At 70.4% G+C, this 18,626-nt stretch carries 20 protein-coding genes; 6 read left to right on the forward strand and 14 right to left on the reverse strand.

The features are described from left to right. Positions 1–68: 68 nt before the first annotated feature. From rimM to rpsP, 3 genes are read right to left on the reverse strand one after another with little or no spacing between them, the layout of a single operon-like run. Complete coding sequence (gene rimM, locus ACTHNQ_RS03480; protein WP_440331154.1) at positions 69–665, reverse strand: ribosome maturation factor RimM; 597 nt, start codon at positions 663–665, stop codon at positions 69–71. A 49-nt stretch (positions 666–714) separates the two neighbouring features. After that, a complete protein-coding gene (locus ACTHNQ_RS03485; RefSeq protein WP_018171095.1) occupies positions 715–945 on the reverse strand; it encodes an RNA-binding protein in 231 nt (76 codons plus the stop codon). A 4-nt stretch (positions 946–949) separates the two neighbouring features. Continuing rightward, complete coding sequence (gene rpsP / locus ACTHNQ_RS03490; protein ID WP_018171096.1) at positions 950–1,381, reverse strand: 30S ribosomal protein S16; 432 nt, start codon at positions 1,379–1,381, stop codon at positions 950–952. A gap of 192 nt (positions 1,382–1,573) precedes the next feature. On the opposite strand from rpsP, the gene ACTHNQ_RS03495 reads away from it, so the two are divergent. Further along, positions 1,574–2,737 (forward strand): glutamate--cysteine ligase, encoded by a 1,164-nt coding sequence (locus ACTHNQ_RS03495; RefSeq protein WP_440331124.1) that lies wholly within the window; start codon positions 1,574–1,576, stop codon positions 2,735–2,737. Between the two features lie 100 nt (positions 2,738–2,837). On the opposite strand, the gene ffh is transcribed toward ACTHNQ_RS03495, so the two are convergent. The 3 genes from ffh to ACTHNQ_RS03510 form a co-directional block, all read right to left on the reverse strand. Beyond that, positions 2,838–4,400: a signal recognition particle protein gene (gene ffh, locus ACTHNQ_RS03500; protein ID WP_440331126.1), complete on the reverse strand. Its 1,563-nt coding sequence runs from the start codon at positions 4,398–4,400 to the stop codon at positions 2,838–2,840. A gap of 70 nt (positions 4,401–4,470) precedes the next feature. Then, positions 4,471–5,463 carry a TetR family transcriptional regulator gene (locus tag ACTHNQ_RS03505; protein ID WP_440331128.1) on the reverse strand — a complete coding sequence of 331 codons (993 nt, stop codon included), beginning with the start codon at positions 5,461–5,463 and terminating at the stop codon, positions 4,471–4,473. A gap of 9 nt (positions 5,464–5,472) precedes the next feature. Beyond that, on the reverse strand, positions 5,473–5,904 hold the full coding sequence (locus tag ACTHNQ_RS03510; RefSeq protein WP_440331130.1) for an ACT domain-containing protein: 432 nt from the start codon (positions 5,902–5,904) through the stop codon (positions 5,473–5,475). Between ACTHNQ_RS03510 and lipB the strand changes: the two genes are divergently transcribed. Together lipB and lipA are read left to right on the forward strand one after the other, a co-directional pair. After that, positions 5,903–6,643, forward strand: coding sequence for a lipoyl(octanoyl) transferase LipB (gene lipB / locus ACTHNQ_RS03515; protein WP_440331132.1), 741 nt, complete (start codon positions 5,903–5,905; stop codon positions 6,641–6,643). The two genes, ACTHNQ_RS03510 and lipB, sit on opposite strands and share 2 nt — an antisense overlap. Further along, a complete protein-coding gene (gene lipA, locus ACTHNQ_RS03520; protein ID WP_440331134.1) occupies positions 6,640–7,686 on the forward strand; it encodes a lipoyl synthase in 1,047 nt (348 codons plus the stop codon). The genes lipB and lipA overlap by 4 nt, the downstream gene beginning before the upstream one ends. A gap of 33 nt (positions 7,687–7,719) precedes the next feature. On the opposite strand, the gene ACTHNQ_RS03525 is transcribed toward lipA, so the two are convergent. From ACTHNQ_RS03525 to smc, 4 genes are all read right to left on the reverse strand, one after another. After that, a complete protein-coding gene (locus ACTHNQ_RS03525) occupies positions 7,720–8,220 on the reverse strand; it encodes a DUF2004 domain-containing protein (protein ID WP_440331136.1) in 501 nt (166 codons plus the stop codon). Positions 8,221–8,297: 77 nt separating this feature from the next. Next, positions 8,298–9,170: a signal recognition particle-docking protein FtsY gene (gene ftsY, locus ACTHNQ_RS03530; RefSeq protein ID WP_440331138.1), complete on the reverse strand. Its 873-nt coding sequence runs from the start codon at positions 9,168–9,170 to the stop codon at positions 8,298–8,300. A gap of 47 nt (positions 9,171–9,217) precedes the next feature. Next, the gene (locus tag ACTHNQ_RS03535) at positions 9,218–9,901 is read right to left on the reverse strand and encodes a hypothetical protein (RefSeq protein ID WP_440331140.1); all 684 of its coding nucleotides are present in this window, start codon (positions 9,899–9,901) and stop codon (positions 9,218–9,220) included. 47 nt (positions 9,902–9,948) lie between these two features. After that, complete coding sequence (gene smc / locus ACTHNQ_RS03540) at positions 9,949–13,518, reverse strand: chromosome segregation protein SMC (RefSeq protein ID WP_440331141.1); 3,570 nt, start codon at positions 13,516–13,518, stop codon at positions 9,949–9,951. Between the two features lie 490 nt (positions 13,519–14,008). Here smc and ACTHNQ_RS03545 point away from each other — a divergent pair, with 490 nt between their 5' ends. The 3 genes from ACTHNQ_RS03545 to ACTHNQ_RS03555 all read left to right on the forward strand — a co-directional run bounded on the left by ACTHNQ_RS03545 (position 14,009) and on the right by ACTHNQ_RS03555 (position 16,527). Next, entirely contained in the window at positions 14,009–14,263 is a 255-nt protein-coding gene (locus ACTHNQ_RS03545; protein ID WP_018171110.1) for a hypothetical protein, read from the forward strand. Positions 14,264–14,342: 79 nt separating this feature from the next. Next, entirely contained in the window at positions 14,343–15,425 is a 1,083-nt protein-coding gene (locus ACTHNQ_RS03550) for a GNAT family N-acetyltransferase (protein ID WP_440331143.1), read from the forward strand. Continuing rightward, complete coding sequence (locus tag ACTHNQ_RS03555) at positions 15,418–16,527, forward strand: GNAT family N-acetyltransferase (RefSeq protein WP_440331145.1); 1,110 nt, start codon at positions 15,418–15,420, stop codon at positions 16,525–16,527. The genes ACTHNQ_RS03550 and ACTHNQ_RS03555 overlap by 8 nt, the downstream gene beginning before the upstream one ends. Here ACTHNQ_RS03555 and mutM read toward each other — a convergent pair whose 3' ends face one another. From mutM to ACTHNQ_RS03575, 4 genes are all read right to left on the reverse strand, one after another. Continuing rightward, positions 16,528–17,448 (reverse strand): bifunctional DNA-formamidopyrimidine glycosylase/DNA-(apurinic or apyrimidinic site) lyase, encoded by a 921-nt coding sequence (mutM, locus tag ACTHNQ_RS03560; protein WP_440331147.1) that lies wholly within the window; start codon positions 17,446–17,448, stop codon positions 16,528–16,530. Then, positions 17,441–18,142 carry a ribonuclease III gene (gene rnc, locus ACTHNQ_RS03565; protein WP_440331148.1) on the reverse strand — a complete coding sequence of 234 codons (702 nt, stop codon included), beginning with the start codon at positions 18,140–18,142 and terminating at the stop codon, positions 17,441–17,443. Before rnc ends, mutM begins: the two co-directional genes overlap by 8 nt. A 14-nt stretch (positions 18,143–18,156) precedes the next feature. Further along, positions 18,157–18,366, reverse strand: a complete 210-nt coding sequence (gene rpmF / locus ACTHNQ_RS03570) for a 50S ribosomal protein L32 (RefSeq protein WP_018171115.1) — start codon at positions 18,364–18,366, stop codon at positions 18,157–18,159. Between the two features lie 2 nt (positions 18,367–18,368). Beyond that, the coding region (locus ACTHNQ_RS03575; protein WP_440331150.1) for a YceD family protein at positions 18,369–18,626 on the reverse strand (258 nt) is incomplete at its 5' end.

Genomic DNA, 18,626 nt, shown 5'->3' on the forward strand with positions numbered 1-18,626 from the left:
GAGCGTTTCCCGCCGTGTTACCCGCAGATCACATCTGCTGCACGGAACGCGAGGGCCGCGTGTGAGATTCAGTCGTGGGCGGGGCCCGGTTCGGGGCTCTCGTCGTCCGGCTCGTCAGCGAGGTCTTCGAACAGCCCGGGCGGGGGCGTCACGACGACACGGCCGCCGGGGACGTCGACCTCGGGGACGATCGCCTTGACGAACGGCACGAGCACCTCGTCATCGCCGACGCGGACGATCAGCAGGTCCTGTGCGGGGAGGTGCTCGACGCGGGCGACGCGGCCGACGACGGCACCGTCGCGCACGACGTCGAGGCCCACGAGCTGGTGGTCGAACCACGCGTCCTCTTCGGCCGACGCGGACTGCGCGTCCTCGTCGATCCAGAGGATCGCGCGGATGAGCTCCTCTGCCGCGCTACGGTCCTCGACGCCGTCGAAGAACGCGACCGGGTGGCTGTTCATCCACCGGAACTCGCGGACGGTGAGAAGCTTGCCGTGCCACGGCGACGACTCCGGCACCTGGAGGGTGAAGGTCGCACCGGGGACGAAGCGCCCGTCGGGGTCGTCGGTGTACAGCTCGAGCTTGATGGCGCCCTTGAGGCCGTGGGCCTTCACGAGACGCCCGACGCGCAGTTGCGTCTTGCCGGCCGGCGGAGCGGCGTTCACGGGCTTGCGGGCGTCCTCGCCCGCCCCCGTGGTGTCTTCGCCTGCCACCTCAGTCGTCCGCCACGTCGACGCGCACACGGCGGCCGTCGGCGAGGGCAGTGATGAGGGTGCGCAGGGCTTTGGCCGTGCGGCCGCCGCGCCCGATCACGCGACCCCGGTCGTCGGGGTGGACGTGCACCTCGAGCACGTCGCCGCGGGGCGACGTGGACGAGTCGATGCGGACGTCGTCCGGGTGATCGACGATCCCCTTGACGACGTGTTCGAGCGCGGCGGCGAGCAACGGATTACTCGGCGGACTCGGCGGCCTCGTCGGCCGCGTCGGTCGCCTCGTCGGCAGGAGCCTCAGCGGGCTCCTCGGCCTTCTTCTCAGCCTTGGGCTTGATGACCGACTTCTTCGAGGCGTCGGCCTCGAACGCGGCCTTGTCCTCGCGGGTCTTCACCGTCGAGACGGCGTTCTTGTCGCCCTTGAAGCGGCCCCAGTCACCGGTCAGCTTGAGGATGGCGAGCACCTGCTCGGTCGGCTGCGCGCCGACACCGAGCCAGTACTGCGCACGCTCGGAGTCGACCTCGATGAACGAGGGCTCCTCGGTGGGGTGGTACTTGCCGATCTCCTCGATGACACGACCGTCGCGCTTGGTGCGCGAGTCGGCGACGACGATGCGGTAGTAGGGCGCGCGGATCTTGCCCAGGCGCTTGAGACGAATCTTGACAGCCACGATTCTCCTGAATGTGTGGAAAGGGAACGAACCGGTCGCCTGGAGCGTGGGGTGCACACCCGGCGGAAGCTCAGAGGAGGAACGGCACGCTGGATAGAGGGTCGAGCGCACGTTCCGACCCTCTATTGTGCCAGATGACGGCGCCCGCCACGAACCGGCCGGGTTGCGGCATCCGCATGTCAGACTGTGCGCATGACGGTGCCCTTCGCGACATCCGCCCGCTCGTCGGTGGGACTCGAGTGGGAGCTCATGCTCGGCGACAAGGAGACAGGAGACCTCGTCCCGGCCGCCCCTGGCCTGCTCGCCGCGCTGGAGGAGGACTCGACGCTCGAGCGCTACACGGTCACCGGCGAGCTGCTGACCAACACCGTCGAGGTGACGAGCGGCATCGGCGACACCGTCGCCGCGGCCGTCGACGACATCGCGGATGCGATCGCCGCCGTGCGCGCGTACACCGACCCGCACGGCGTCGACCTGCTGTGCGCAGGCAGCCACCCGTTCGCGCAGTGGTACGACCAGAGCGTCACCGACAAGACCCGCTACCACAAGCTCATCGAGCGCACCCAGTGGTGGGGACGCAACATGATGATCTGGGGCATCCACGTCCATGTCGGCGTCGAGGACGTGAACAAGGTCTTCCCGATCATCAACGCCCTCGCCGTGTATCTGCCGCACCTCCAGGCGCTCTCGGCATCGAGCCCGTTCTGGGCGGGTGAGCGCACCGGGTACGCGTCCAACCGGGCGCTGGTGTTCCAGCAGCTGCCCACGGCGGGGCTCCCCTGGCCGCTGCAGAACTGGGCGGAGTTCGAGGGGTACCTCGACGACATGATCGGCACCGGGGTGATGGCCGATGCCACGGAGGTGCGATGGGACATCCGCCCCGCTCCGCGCTGGGGCACCATCGAGGTGCGGGCGTGCGACGGGATGTCGACGCTCCCCGAGCTCGCGGCGGTCGCGGCCCTCGTGCAGGTGCTCGTCGAGCACTTCTCGCGTCGCCTGGACGAAGGCCTCCCGCTGGAGACCCTGCAGCCCTGGTTCGTCCGCGAGAACAAGTGGCGTGCCGCACGCTACGGACTCGACGCCCGGGTCGTCGTCGACCACTTGGGCACACAGCGACCGGTGGTTGAGCACCTGCGCGAGACGCTCGAACAAGTCGACGACATCGCGGTCGAGCTCAAATGCGCCCGCGAGCTGGCGGGCATCCAGAGGATCCTGACCGACGGCGCCAGCTACGCCCGGCAGCTGGCCGTCGCAGATGCCGCGGACGGCGACCTCCGTGAGGTCGTCCGTCACCTGGTGGGCGAGTTCCGCTCCGGTCCGACGCTGCGCGAGCACCTGGCGAGCCTCGGGCATTGAGCCGGCGGGCGCCAGCGGCCCAGGCCCACGCGGCCGCGAGGCTCTGCGCAGCGCGAAGCGATGCGTGGAGAGGGCGCGGGGAGCATCCGCGCGCCCAGGATCAGCCCCGGCCGAGCATCTTCTGCAGCTCGGCGAGGTCGGCCTCCGTCGGCGCGCCCTTCGCGCCGCCGCCGAGGCCGAAGCCGGAGCCCGTCGGGGTCTGCGGAGCCTGCGCGGCGATGCCGGCGTTCTCGGCGGCGCGCTTGGCCGGGTTGCCCGACCGCGAGCCCTTCGCCTTCTGCTGCTTGCCGCGCTTCGAGGACGCGCCGGGGCGCCCGGCTCCCGGGATCGGGCCCATTCCGGGAATGTTCGGCACGCCGCCGCGGGCGACGGTCTTCATCATCTTCGCGGCCTGGTCGAACCGCTGCACGAGCTGGTTCACGTCGGTCACGGTCATGCCCGAGCCGCGTGCGATGCGCAGGCGGCGCGAGCCGTTGAGGAGCTTGGTGTTGCGGCGCTCGGCCGGCGTCATCGAGCGGATGATCGCCTCGGTGCGGTCGATCTCGCGCTCGTCGAAGTCCTCGAGCTGCTGCTTCATCGAGCCCATGCCCGGCAGCATGCCGAGCATCTTCTTCATCGAGCCCATCTTGCGCATCTGCTGCATCTGAGCGAGGAAGTCCTCGAGGGTGAACTGCTCGGTCGCGAGCTTCTCGGCGACCTTGAGCGCCTCCTCCTCGTCGAAGGCCTGCTGGGCCTGCTCGATGAGGGTGAGGATGTCGCCGAGGTCGAGGATGCGCGACGCCATGCGGTCGGGGTGGAAGGCCTCGAGGTCCTCCAGTCCCTCACCCGTCGACGCGAAGATGATCGGGCGACCGGTGACCGAGGCGACCGACAGCGCGGCACCGCCGCGTGCGTCGCCGTCGAGCTTCGAGAGGACGACGCCGGTGAAGTCGACACCGTCCTGGAAGGCCTTCGCCGTGTTGACGGCATCCTGACCGATCATCGCGTCGATGACGAACAGCACCTCGTCGGGGTCCGTCGCCTTGCGGATATCGGCGGCCTGCTTCATCAGCGCGGCGTCGCCGCCGCGCCGGCCAGCGGTGTCGATGATGACGACGTCGTGCTGCTGGCGGCGCGCGACCTCGACGCCGTCCTTGGCGACCTTGACCGGGTCGCCGACGCCGTTGCCGGGCTCCGGTGCGTAGATCGCGGCCCCCGCGCGCTCGGCGACGACCTGCAGCTGGTTCACGGCATTCGGGCGCTGGAGGTCGGCGGCGATGAGGAGCGGCGTGTGGCCGTCCTTGGCGAGCTGGCGGGACAGCTTGCCGGCGAAGGTCGTCTTGCCCGAGCCCTGCAGGCCCGCGAGCATGATGACGGTCGGCGGGTTCTTGGCGAACTGCAGGCGGCGCTGCTCGCCGCCGAGGATCGCGATGAGCTCCTCGTTGACGATCTGCACGACCTGCTGGGCCGGGTTGAGGGCGCGGTTCACCTCGTCGCCGAGGGCGCGTTCGCGCACCTTGGCGGTGAACTCCTTGACGACGGGCAGCGCCACGTCGGCGTCGAGCAGCGCGCGCCGGATCTCGCGGACCGTGCCGTCGACATCCGCGGGCGTGAGCTTGCCCTTGGTGCGGAGGTTGCGGAAGGTCTCGGTGAGCCGGTCGGAGAGAGTGCCGAAAGTCGCCATGATGCCCTGATTCTACCGGCGACCGGCGCCGGTCCCGCCCCTCGCGCGGGGCGGAAGTCCGCGCCGGCCGCTAGTCCGTGTCGCCGAGCTCCTGGAACAGCGTCAGCTGGAGTCCCGCCGGCCCGCGCAGCCGAGCGTTCACCGAGCGCCACGGGGTCTGGCGAGCGGATGCCTGCAGCACCGCTCCCCCGTCGGTGGCGCGCGCGACGGCCGCGGCCGTGTCGTCCACCTCGAACGCCAGCCGGATCGCCTCGCTCGGGGCGTCGCCGTCGGTCTCGACGCGGTCGATGAAGTCCACCTGCGCGGGGTTCGACAGCTCCAGCGTCGCGCGCCCCGCGTCGAGGATCGCCACGCGCGCGCCGCCCTCTGCCTCGTACGCCTCGGCCTGCGGCATCCCGACGACGTCGCGGTAGAACGCGAGGGCGGCCTCGAAGTCCTCCGCCCTCGCCACGACCCGCAGCTGCCGCACCTCACCGGACGGCTGCGGCCGCACCGCTTCGGCCGCGTCGGCCGCGCGCGCGAGGAAGCGCGACAGCGACGTACGGCCGGCACCGTCGTGCGCCCAGGCTTCGATCGCCGCGAGCACCGCCCCGCCCCACGCGGCTCCGGCGACCTCTGCGCGCACGCGGTCGGCGCCGCCGCGGGCGAACCGTGCAGCAGCGGCGCGTGCCACCCGGGATCGCCGCAGCGCAGCATCGCGCTCGTACTCCGTCTCGATGCCCATGGCCGCCGCGTTGACGATCCCGAGCGCCAGGCTGTCGGGCGCGAAGTCGATCGCGATGGCCTCGGCCGCCCGACGGACGGACGCTGCGGCATCCGATCTCTCGTCGGCGGCCAGCTGGTCTTCGAAGACCGCGAGGCGCTCGTCGAGACCGGCCCACAGCACGTCGGACTTGGATGCGAAGTAGTTGAAGAAGCTCGAACGGCTCACGCCCGCCCGGTTGGCGATGTCGACGATCGAGGTCTGCTCGTACCCCTGCTCGAGGAAGAGCTCGCATGCGGCCTCGGCGATGTTCTCTCGGGACGACGCCTTCGGGCGTCCGGCGCGCGACTCGGTCGACATGAAGCCACCCTATGACTCGCGTGCGACGCGGTCCTGCTCCCATCGGTCGCAGATCGCCTGAGCGGCGGGGCGATCCGAATCGGGCACCACGACGATGAGCCGATGATCGTGGTCGCTGTACTGGACGAGGATGCGGATGCCGGCGTCGCCGAGGCGACGCGCGAAGGCGCCGAGCTGCCCGGGCACGTCCTGCGCGAGTCGCACGCTCACGACCGGGTTCGCGACGACCCGTCCGAGCCCGGCGGTCGCGAGCGCCGCCTTCGCGCCGTCGACATCGGCGACGAGGAAGTGGGCGATCCCGACCCCGTCGTGCACCCACACCCCACCGCCCTCGACGCTGATGCCGGCGCGACCGAGGGCGTCGCCGAAGTCCGCGAGCGCGCCCGGGCGATCCGGAAGGGCGAGAGAGATGTCGGCTTCAGCGCGGGAGGCGAGGCTCATGGCCCGCACGCTACGCCGGGCGTCCGACACGCACCGCGGATGTATTGTTGGACGCGATCCATCAATCGCCACGAGCGTACGCGTCAAGCGAAGGAGCACGATGCTCGAGATCCAGACCGTCGGCCTGTCCCCCCATTACGTCCCCTACCTGGACGGCTGGGACCTGCAGCGCCGCATCCATGCCGAGGTGGTCGAGGGGACGCGGCCCGACACGCTCCTGCTGCTGGAGCACGAGCCGGTGTACACCGCGGGCGCCCGCACGGCCAAGCACGAGCGGCCTGCCGACGGCACGCCCGTCGTGGACGTCGACCGCGGGGGCAAGATCACCTGGCACGGCCCGGGGCAGCTCGTCGGCTACCCCATCGTGCGCCTGCACGAGCCGGTGGACGTCGTCGCGCACGTGCGGCGCCTGGAGGGGCTGCTCATCGAAGCTCTCGCCGAGCACGGCGTCGACGGGTACCGCGTCGAGGGCCGCAGCGGCGTCTGGGTCCGCCGGCCCCTCGGGGAGGACAAGGTCGCCGCGATCGGCGTGCGCGTCCAGCGCGGTGTCACCATGCACGGCTTCGCGCTCAACTGCGACAACACCCTCGCCGGATTCCGCGGCATCATCCCCTGCGGCATCACGGATGCCGGAGTCACGACCATCAGCGAGATCGTGGGCGCCGACATCGCCCCGAAGGACGTGATCGGCACCGTGAGCCGCGTGTTCGAGGCCGAGTACGCGGGGGTCAGCGCATGAGCGGCTGCGCCACGGGAGCTGCCGGCGCCGGGGGTGCGGCATCCGGTCCCTCCGCCGCCCCGGAGGGGCGCAAGCTCCTTCGCCTCGAGGTGCGCAACGCACAGACCCCCATCGAGCGCAAGCCCGAGTGGATCAAGACGAAGGCGAAGATGGGCCCCGAGTACCAGGCCCTCCACTCGCTGGTGAAGACCGAAGAGCTGCACACGGTGTGCCAGGAGGCCGGCTGCCCCAACATCTACGAGTGCTGGGAGGACCGCGAGGCGACCTTCCTCATCGGCGGCTCGCAGTGCACGCGCCGGTGCGACTTCTGCCAGATCGACACCGGCAAGCCTGCCGACTACGACACCGATGAGCCGCGGCGCGTCGCCGAGAGCGTCGTGCGGATGAACCTGCGCTACGCGACCGTCACCGGCGTCGCCCGCGACGACCTGCCCGACGGCGGCGCGTGGCTGCACGCCGAGACCGTGCGGCAGATCCACGCGATGAACCCGAACACGGGCGTCGAGATCCTCGCCACCGACTTCAACGGGGACCCGGGTCTGCTCGGCGAGGTGTTCGACAGCCGACCCGAGGTGTTCGCGCACAACGTCGAGACGGTGCCGCGCATCTTCAAGCGCATCCGGCCCGCGTTCCGCTACGAGCGGTCGCTCGACGTGCTCACGCAGGCGCGTGACGCGGGGCTCATCACGAAGTCGAACCTCATCCTCGGCATGGGCGAGGAGCCGGAGGAGGTCGTGCAGGCGCTGCCGGACCTGCACGACGCCGGCACCGACATCATCACCATCACGCAGTACCTGCGGCCCTCGCCGCGCCACCTGCCGGTGGCCCGCTGGGTGAAGCCGCAGGAGTTCGTCGAGTTCAAGGAGGAGGCGGAGCGCATCGGCTTCCTTGGCGTGCTCGCCGGACCACTCGTGCGCTCGTCCTACCGCGCCGGCCGGCTGTGGGCGCAGTCGATGCTGTCGAAGGGGCGCGAGATCCCCTCGCACCTCGCGCACATCGCCGAGGACGTGCACGTCGACCGCGGCTTCGCGCAGGCGGTCTGAACCCGGATCCCCCCGTCCGGACGGCGGTGCGGTTCAGTCGGCGCTGGTGACCGACTGGACCGCCCCGTCGGAGTCCAGGTTCACCAGCAGCACGTCATCCGTGGCGTCGGGGTCGAGCGCATACTCCAGCACCGCGAACGGGTCGGAGCCGCCGTGCTCGTCGGCGAGGATCGTCATGCTCATGAGCTGCAGCGATCGGATGACGTCCATGTGCACATCGCCCGAGATGTCGACGAGCACGTCGTCGATCGCCTCGCCGAGCGCCTCCTGCTGCTGCAGGATGTACTCCGTCACCTCGCTGGTGCGGTCGTTGAGCTCGTTCACCATGGCGTTGCGGGCGCTGAGGTCGATGGCCTCCAGCGACGAGATCAGCGCGGCCGCGACGTCGAGCGCGGCCGCCGACACGTCGTCCTGGTCCGGCGCCGTGAGGTCGACCGTGACCGACTGATCCCCCAGCTCGACGTTCTCCGACCAGAAGATGGATCCGTCGGGGCCCGATTCGAGGAGTCCGAAGTAGTCGTGCTCGATCGCCATGACCCCATGAAACCGCACGGAGCGCGTCGGCGAAAGTCCGGACACGCCGTGGCGGCGATCCGGCCGGACCGCTGCGATCAGTCGACGAGGGATGCGGCGAACACGTGGGGCGTGAAACCGGTGAGATCGCCGATCCCCTCGCCCTGCCCGAGGAGCTTCACCGGGATGCCGGTGCGCTCCTGCACGGCGAGCACGAAGCCGCCCTTGGCGGACCCGTCGAGCTTGGTGAGGACGAGTCCTGTGACCCCGGCGTGCTCCAGGAAGGCCTGCGCCTGCATGACGCCGTTCTGCCCGGTCGTCGCATCGAGCACGAGCAGGACCTCGCTGATCGGCGCCTGCTTCTCGATGACGCGGCGGATCTTGCTGAGCTCGTCCATCAGCCCGCCCTTGGTGTGCAGGCGTCCCGCGGTGTCGACGAGCACGATCTCGGTGCCGGTGCTCTTGGCGTACTCGATCGTCTGGAACGCGACCGATGCCGGATCCTGGCCCTCCTGCTGCGGCCGGACGATCGCCGCCCCGCCGCGCTCGGCCCATGTCGCCAGCTGGTCGACAGCGGCTGCACGGAACGTGTCCGCCGCGCCGACGACGACCGATCGTCCGTAGCGCTGGAGGAACTTCGCGAACTTGCCGATCGTCGTCGTCTTGCCGACGCCGTTGACGCCGACCACCAGGACGACCGCCGGGCGCTCGGTCAGGCGGAGCGTGGTGTCGAACTTGGCGAAGTGCTCCTCGAGCGTCTCTTTCAGCATCCGCTGCAGGTCGCGCGGGTCGGTCGTGCGGAAGCGATCGACCTTCTCGCGCAGCTCGTCGACGATCCGCTCGGTGATGTCGGGGCCGAAGTCCGCGGTCAGCAGGGCACTCTCGAGGTCCTCCCACGTGTTCTCGTCGATCGTGGGCTTGACGAACATGCCGCGCAGTGCGCGACCGAGCGACCAGGAGCTCTCTGCCATGTCTCCAGCCTAGGGGCGGGTCCGCGGCATCCCGACCGCCGCCGCGCTCACTGCAGCGGGACGATGGAAGCGGCCAGGCCGTCCTCGACGAGAGTGCTGAGCTCGGTCGTCGCGTCCTGCCCGGTGGGGCACTGGATGCCGAGATAGATGCCGCCGCCCGCCGACGCGATCATGCGGGCGGTGTCGAGCCAGCTCGTGCCGTCGTCGCTGGAGCTCGTGATGCTGCGGGTGTCGACGGTGCCTGACGGCGACAGCGGGATGGAGTCGTCGTACGCGTACTGCGCCACGTCGTCGCCGGTGACCGCGTCGCCGTCGCTGGTGAGCACGATCGCGAGCATCGAGTCGGTCAGGGCGCTGTCGTCCAGTGACGTGTCGAGATCGGTGATGGTGCCCTGATAGAACGTGGCGACGCACCCGGAGCGGGTGTCGGTGTAGGCCCAGCTGCCGTTCCCGTCGTCGGCGGAGCTGACCGTGTAGTTCGAATCCGTCATGAACGGATCGGTCCACTGCAGCGTCATGGTGGTCGCGTCGAACTCGACGTCGAACGGCAGGTCGCCGACCCCCGCGTCGTCGGTCGTCGTCTCGTCGTCGGTGGTCGCGTCGTCCGACGGCGACTGCGACGCGTCGACGGGACCGACGATGGTGGGCATCGGCAGCGCACAGCCGGCGAGGGTCATGGCGCCGGCGATCAGGATGCCGAGCCCGGCCGCCGAACGGAGAAGGTGGGTCATGCCTGGAAACCTATCGTCAATGGGGCGTTGCAGGGGGTCTCGCGTGCTCACGCGACGCGTTCGCCGACGCGCTGGCCGACGACGGCCGACACGCCGTCCTGGCGCATCGAGACCCCGTACAGCGCGTCGGCGATCTCCATCGTCCGCTTCTGATGCGTGATGACGATGAGCTGGCTGGACTCGCGCAGCTGCTCGAACACCCCGAGCAGGCGCCCGAGATTCGCATCGTCCAGGGCGGCCTCGACCTCGTCGAGGATGTAGAAGGGGCTGGGCCGAGCCTTGAAGATCGCCGTCAGCAGCGCCACGGCGGCCAGGGACCGCTCGCCTCCCGACAGCAGTGAGAGACGCTCGATCTTCTTGCCCACGGGCCGCACCGCCACCTCGATGCCCGTCGTCAACGGCGAGTCCGGATCCGTCAGGGTGATCGATCCGGTGCCGCCGGGGAACAGGATCGGGAACACCTCGCCGAACGCCACCTGGGTGTCTTCGAACGCGGCGAGGAAGATCGTCTGCATGCGTTCGTCGAGCTCCTCGATGATCGTCAGCAGATCCTTGCGGGTCTGCGTCAGGTCGGCGAGCTGCTCGGTCATGAACTTGTGCCGCTGCTCGAGCGCCTCGAACTCCTCCAGCGCGAGCGGGTTGACGCGACCGAGCTGCGCCAGCTTGCGCTCCGCCTCCTGCAGCCGACGACGCTGCCGCGCGCGGTCGAACGGAACGGTGGCCGGTTCGTCGCCGTCCCCGCCGTCGTCGCCCCCGCGTGCATCGTCGACCGCGGGCCCGGTGAGCACGTCATCGGCAGGGATGGGCTGATCGGGGCCGTATTCCGAAATGAGAATGTCTTCGTCGAGGCCGAGCTCGGACTGCACGCGCTCCAGCAGCCCCGTGACGTGCAGGCGCTTCTCGTGGATCTGCAGCTCCAGGCTGTGCACGCTCTCGGTGAGACCGGCGAGCCGTTCGCGCATCGCGGACTCCTGGGCACGGAGCTCGGCGAGCTCTGTGGTCAGCGCCGTGCGCGCCGACTCCGCGGCGGCGAGCTCGGCGCGAGCCTGCGCGAGCGAACGATCCACCGAGTCGATGACGGCCGGGAGCTGACCCGCCACCCCCGCAGCGATCTCGCGCTGTGCGCGCCTCACCACGGCCCGGCGCGCAGCCTCGGCAGCCGCCTCCTTCTCGCGTTCGCGCTGACGTTCGAGGGCGACCACCCGGGCCTCGCCCGCCCGGATGCGTTCGCGCAGCGTCTCGACGTCCAGCCGTGAGCGCATCTCGGCGTCGCGCGCCGCGTCGAGAGCTGCCAGCATCCCCTCCCGCGCGGACGCGTCCAGGATCGGCCGCGGCGCTTCGAGCGCCGCGGTGAGCTGGTCATCGGCGGTCCGTGCAGACCCCTCGGCCTCTTCGACCGCCGCCGATGCCTGCGCGAGCCCCGCCTCGAGCCGCTCGCACTCGGCCACCGCGGCCTCGTGCCTCACCGTCGCCCGGTTGAGCTGCTCCGCGTGCGATGCCAGTGCCGCGTCGTGCTCCCGGAGCGTCGTGAGCGCCGTCTTGGTGCGCTGCCGGGCGGATTCCAGCGTCTGCGTGGCTTCGGCCAGCTCCTGACGCAAGGTTTCGGCGACCGCGGTGACCTCGTCCCGGCGCTCTGCGGCGGCATCCCTCTCGGCGGTGAGCTCCAGCCGGGAACGCGAAGCGCCGGCCCCGGCGCGCAGCGAGTACTCGGTGTACACCTCGCCGCGGCGGGTGACCACGGTGATCGGGCCGCCCACCTCAGCGTCCGCGAGGGCGGGACCGGCGGCCTGTGCCGCCTCGAGGTCGTCGGCGACGACGACGTACGACAGCAGGCCGAGCACGCCCTCCGGGGCGGTCACGACCTCGCGCGCCGGCACCACGCCGGGCAGCTGCGGGAACGCAGGCCGCATCATGCCCGCACCGGCGATCACGATGTCGACGACACCGGCATCGGCCTGGCGGACCGCCTCGGCGACGGCGAATGCGCCCGCCCGGTCGTCGACCAGCACGCCTTCGGCGACCGGGCCGAGCACCGCGGCGACGGCCGCCTCGAAGCCCGGCCGCACCTGCACCGCATCGCCGACGAGGCCGCGGACACCGTCGAGCCCCTGCGCGATGAGCGAGGATGCCCCGTTCTGCACGTCGAGCGCCCGGCTGAGCGCCGCCGTCTGCGCGGTCAGGGCCTCGCGCTCGCGCTCCGCCGCGTGGAGCCGCTCGCGCAGGGACGCCACCGTCGCCTCGGCATCCGCCGCATCGCGCTGCGCCGCCTCGTACGCGGCGGCATGATCGGCCGACGCCGCCTCGGGCATCAGATCCGGATCCACACCGGCGAGGATCTCTTCGGCCTCGGCGCGGCGGGCGAGGGCCGCATCGAGTGCCTTCTGCTGACGCTCGACGGCCGCGCGGACGGCGGCGAGGGCGGATGCCGCCGCTTCCGCCGTGCCGCGCAGGGCGGTGATCCGCATGTCGTGCTCCGACACCAGCGCACTCTGCGCCGCGATGTCGACGTCCAGCGCATCCAGTTCCGCCCGCGCGCGCATCACGTCGCGGGCGGCCTCGGCGGCGGCATCCTGAGCGGCACCCAGACCGTCGGACACCTCGTCGATCTCGGTGCGGGCCTCGTCGATCATGGCCTGCGAGACGGTGGTCAGCTCGATGCGCTCCTCGTCTTCGGCATCGCCCAGCAGAGCCAGGCGCTGACCCGCGAGGGCGTACAGGCCGCGGAGCCGCTCCTGCACGCGCTCCAGCCCGTACGCGACACGGCGGGCGCCGTCGACGGCCTCCGACCGCTGGTCCGCCTCGAGCTGCTCGATGCGCACCTTCGCGTTGTCGAGGCGCTCCTGCAGCACGAGACGCTCGGCGTGCCGCTCGTGCTCGCTGCGGGCGTGCGAGGCCAGCTCTTCGCGCAGGCCGACGAGCTCGTCGGCGAACAGGCGGGCCTTGGCGTCACGGACGACGGCGGCGATCGTCGCCGCCTCACGTGCGATCTCCGCCTGCCGTCCGAGAGGCTTCAACTGACGGCGCAGCTCCCCGGCAAGGTCGCTCAGGCGGGTGAGATTCGCCTCCATGGCGTCGAGCTTGCGGAGCGTCTTCTCTTTGCGCCGCCGGTGCTTGAGGATGCCGGCCGCCTCTTCGATGAAACCGCGCCGGTCCTCCGGTGTCGCCTGCAGCACGCTGTCGAGGCGCCCCTGCCCGACGATGACGTGCATCTCACGGCCGAGACCCGAGTCGCTGAGCAGCTCCTGCACGTCCAGAAGACGGCAGGACTCGCCGTTGATCGCGTACTCGCTGGAGCCGTTGCGGAACAGCGTGCGGCTGATCGTGACCTCGGAGTACTCGATCGGCAGCGCGCCATCGGCGTTGTCGATCGTCAGCTGGACCTCTGCGCGCCCGAGCGGACCTCGCGTCGCGGTGCCCGCGAAGATGACGTCCTCCATCTTGCCGCCGCGCAGGGTCTTGGCGCCCTGCTCCCCCATCACCCACGCGAGCGCGTCGACGACGTTCGACTTGCCGGATCCGTTGGGGCCGACGATGCAGGTCACGCCGGGTTCGAGTGCGAAGGTCGTCGGCTGGGCGAACGACTTGAACCCTTTGAGCGTCACGCTCTTCAGGTGCATGGCTGCGCCTCCGCCCCCGGTCGATTACCCGCCTACGCTACCGGAGCCATGCCCCCGATCCCGAGTGCCGAGCCGTGGTCGATCGGATGCCGCGACACGCCATGCGCGACACGAATCTGCGAATTCGCTTGACGTGGGCCACATAACCGCGCTAGCGTCACTCTCCGCGTCTGAAGTCGAGAAAGGAGGTCCACCGATGATGATCAATGACAACACTGGAGTCGCCGCCCGTGATGGCGAAGCGACTCGTGCGTTCACGTCGGGGACCGTCTCCTTCGGCGTTGTGCTGAGCGGCCGCTTCCCCGCCGCCATCTGATCCCCGCAGGGGACGAGTCTGCCCACAGCCGGGCGATCTTCGTCTGCTGCGCCGCATCCGCCTCCGGGTGCTGAGCGCGCTCCCCCTGAATCCGGCCCGTCGTGCTGCGGTACGACATCTCCGCCGTCGGCGCCCGCCGTCGGCATCCCTCCTCCTATCGGAAGAAGAACCATCATGAGTACACTCCTCGCGCCGCAGCGCCCGTCGGGCGAGCCCGATACGCTGCGGCTCCCGAGCCGCGACGACCGCATCTCGTTCGTAGACCGCGCCGCACTGCACCTGGGTCTGCGCCTGCTCCTGTGGAGCACCCGCACACCCCGGCTCGCAGACGCGCGCGATCGGCACAGCGAAGCGTTCCGCCGACAGGAAGACGCCGCACAGCGTGAACGCGCGTACGTGCGGGGCGTCATCCTCTCGCGGGGCCTGTGAACGTCGCCGGGTCCGCCACTCGATTGCGAGCGGCGGACCCCGCCCTCACACTTTCCACCGCATCGAAGGACACACCGACATGACCACCATCACCGGGGTCGAGTTCCGACCCCTCGTCGTCCCCGCGTCGATCGACGCGGCGGACGCCGCCGACTTCATCGCCATGGTCGACGTCCGCAACGAGATCTACCGCGAGATCTCGGGCCACGGCGACGAAGCCATCACTGCGGCGGAGCTGCTCCCCCACTACCAGGGCAGCGAGCACCAGATCCGCAACTCCTGGATCGTCGTGCAGGACGACGAGGTCGTCGGCCGCGTCGGCGTCGACATCCCACTCGACGAGGGCTCGACCTCGGCCTTCTGGCTCATCGAGCTGCTCCGGAGCACGTGGGGCCGGGGAATCGGCTCGGCCGCTCACGAACTGGTCGAGCGCACCGCCCGCGACAGCGGCCGCACAGTGCTGCAGTCGTGGGCCGAGCACCCGGCGGCCGACGGTCCGCGGCTCGCGCCGCCCACGGGCTTCGGCTCCATCCCGGAGGATCACGCGGCGCGATTCTATCTGCGCCACGGGTACACCCTCGAACAGGTCGAACGCAGCAGCGCCTTCGACCTGACCGGATCGTTCGCCGAGGTCGAGCGCCTGCTGACCGTGGCCGAGGCCGCCTCGGGCGACTACCGCATCGTGCAGTGGTTCGCGCCGACGCCCGCGGAGTACGTCGACGGCTACGCGTGGATGAAGTCGCGCATGTCGACCGACACCCCGGTCGGCGCGCTCGAGTTCGCCGAAGAGACCTGGGATGCCGCCCGCATCGCCGAGCACGACTCGAAGTACACCGACGTCGGCCGCACCCTGCTCGTCACCGCGGCGCAGCACATCGCCACCGGTGAGCTGTGCGCCTTCAACGAGCTCGTCATCGGCAACGACCGGACGGAGGCATCCCATCAGGAGGACACGCTCGTGCTGAAGGAACACCGCGGTCACAAGCTCGGCACGCTCGTCAAGTGCGCCGGACTGCTCGCCTGGCGCGACGTCGCACCCGCGTCGCCGCGCATCATCACCTACAACGCGGAGGAGAACAGACCCATGCTCGACATCAACGAGGCGATCGGGTTCGCACCCATCGCCTACAGCGGCGCCTGGAAGAAGGTGCTCGATGACTGAGCACATCGCCGACACCCTCACGATCGTCCCCGTCGTCGTCCCCGCCACGGTGGACGCCCCCGACGCGCGGCTGTTCGTCGAGATGGTCAGGATCGCCAACGCCGTCTGCCTGCACGACGCCGGTCACGACTACCTGCACGAGGAGCCGGAAGAGATGCTCGGCATGTGGCAGGACCAGGCGGACTGGACCCAGCTCGGATTCGCCGCGCTCCGCCATGACGACGCGAAGAGCGCCGACGAGGTGCTCGGCGTCGTCAAGCTGCTCATCTCGAACCAGCCCGATGCCAGCACGATCGAGTTCGACCTCATGGTCGACCCGCCGTACCGGGGGCAGGGAATCGAGCAGCGGCTGCTCGCCGAGGTCGAGCGCGAAGCCCGCGAGCGGGAAATCGACACGATCCAGACGTGGACGCTGCACCGCCCCGACGCGCCCGGGGAACGCCTCGCCTCGCCCACCGGGTGGGGGTCGATCCCTGCCGACGCCGAGGCGCGGCTGCAGCAGGCGAACGGGTTCACGCTCGAGCAGGTGGAACGCAACAGCGTCTTCGACCTCACCGGCGACCTCTCGCGGGTCGAGCGCATGCTCCGCGATGCCGAGCAGGCCGCAGGTGACGAGTACCGGTCGGTCGCGTGGACGTCCCCGACGCCGCCGGAGTTCATCGACGGCTTCGCCTACGCCATCTCGCGCATGTCGACCGACACCCCGCAGGGTGGCCTCGTGGTCGACGAGCAGCACTGGGACGCCGAGCGCGTGAACCGGCGCGACGCCCGGCTGAAGGCGCAGGGGCTCACGGTCTCGGTCGCGGCGGTGCTGCACGTGCCGACCGGCCGAGTCGTCGCCTACAACGAGCTGGCGATCGCGGACGATCCGACGGGCGCCACGCAGCAGTTCGGCACGCTCGTCGTGCGGGAGCATCGCGGACACCACCTCGGCACGATCGTCAAGTGCGCCAACCTGCTGCGCTGGCGCACGATCGCGCCGCAGTCGCCGCGCGTCTCGACGTTCAACGCCGAAGAGAACCGCCACATGCTCGACATCAACGAGGCCATCGGGTTCGTCCCGGCCTCGTACGCGGGTGCCTGGAAGAAGGTGCTCGCCTGATCAGCCGTGGCGCGGGGGCCGCTGACAGTGCGGGCAGAAGTGGCTCGACCGGTTCGTGAACGACACACGGACGATCGGACGGCCGCATCGGGGACACGCCTCCCCGGTGCGGCCGTAGGCGTTGAGCGAGTGAGCGAAGTAGCCGGCCTGGCCGTTGACGTTGACGTACTGGGCGTCGAAGCTCGTGCCGCCCTCGGCCAGCGCCTTGTCGAGCACGTGCCGCACTTCGGCGAGCGTGCGGTTGACCGCGCGGGTCGACAGCGCGCGCGCCGGGGTCTCGGGATGGATGCGGGCGGCCCAGAGCGACTCGTCCGCGTAGATGTTCCCCACACCGCTGACGACGGTCTGGTCGAGCAGCACCCGCTTGACGGCGGAGTCCTTCCGCGCGAGCGCATGCCGGAACGCGGCATCCGAGAAGGCGGGGTCCAGCGGATCGCGCGCGATGTGCGCGACCTGCGCCGGAACGGATGCCTCGTCCCCACCGAACCCGCCGGCTGCGGCATCCGGCGTGGCGACGAGATCGTCGATCGCCAGGGAGCCGAAGGTGCGCTGGTCGGCGAACACCACCGACACCTCGCCGTGATCGGGGTGGAAGAGATCGATGCGCACACGCTCGTGGCGCTCAGGGGCGGCGCCCGGCGCGCGCAGCAGCAGCTGACCGCTCATGCCCAGGTGGCCGACCACCGCCTGCTCCGAAGGACCGCCCGGATCGCGCGGCTCCAGCGGAAGCCACAGGAACTTGCCGCGACGCACCGCGGCACGGATCCGACGCCCGGTCAGCGCGGCCTCGAAGTCTGCACCGCTGCCCGGATGCCGGGTGAGCGCCCGCTCATCGAGCACCGACACGCCGAGAACGGTCGCTCCGGTCACCGCGGGCGCGAGGCCGGCGCGGACGACCTCGACCTCGGGGAGTTCAGGCACGCCCGGTGAGCTCCCGCCACGCGGTCAGCGCGGCGGCCATCTCGGCGTGCTTCTTGCTGGTGCCGGTGCCCTCGGCCGTGAGGTCTCCGACGCTCACCGTCGCGGTGAAAGAGCGGTCGTGATCGGGTCCGGTCGAGGTCACCGAGTAGGACGGCGGCAGCATCCCGCCGTGCGCAGCGAGCTCCTGCAGCGCGGTCTTCGGGTCCATCGCCGCGCCGTAGCGCTCGGGGTCGGCCAGCAGCGGCTCGACCAGGCGCAGCACGAGGGCGGTGGCGGCATCCGGACCCGCCGACAGGTGCGCGGCACCGAAGATGGCCTCCATCGTGTCGGCGAGGATCGAGTCCTTGTCGCGTCCACCGGTGAGGTCCTCGCCGCGTCCGAGCAGAAGGTGGCGCCCGAGGTCGATGCCCCGCGCGATCTCGGCGAGGGCCAGGGTCGACACGACGCTCGCCCGCCTCTTGGCGAGAGCACCCTCTTCGAGTTCGGGATGCCCGGTGAACAGGCGTTCCGTCACGGCCAGGCCGAGGACGGAGTCACCCAGGAACTCCAGGCGCTCGTTGTGCGGGACCTGCCCGTTCTCGTACGCCCACGAACGATGCGTGAGCGCCAGCGACAGAAGCTCGGAGTCGATATCGACCCCGAGCTTCTGTGTGAGTTCTGCGAGCGCCATGCGCTCGGCAGTGACGTCGGTCACGTCAGGCGCGACGATCAGACGTCGGCGACCTTGCGGCCCTTGTACTCGAGGAACAGCTCGGTGCCCTGCGAGTCGGTGACGACCTTCGCCTGGTGCGGACGGCTGTAGACGGTCTTGCCGTTCTCGACCGTCTTCACGAGCGTGATGGGCGTGGCCTTCCACTGCGCGCGACGCGAGCGGGTGTTCGAACGGGAAACCTTGCGCTTCGGGGGGTTACCTGCCATGGCTAACTCTCTTCTGTCTGAACTTCCCCGCGCGAGCGGGGAACGTCTGGGGTGAAGTCCTGGAGCGCGGCCCATCGTGGATCGGCAGGCTGGCTCGACTCTGCTCCGGCATCAGCGGTCAGCCGCTCGCCCGTGACCGGATCAAGGCCGGGGCAATCCGGCTGACATACCGGCTGAAATGGAAGCGACAGGACGACCGCCTCCCTGACCAGAGTTTCAAGATCCACGTGGTCGTCTTGAACCTCGAAGTCAGCTTCGTC

It is taken from the genome of Microbacterium sp., from assembly GCF_051953575.1.
Classification (GTDB): domain Bacteria; phylum Actinomycetota; class Actinomycetes; order Actinomycetales; family Microbacteriaceae; genus Microbacterium.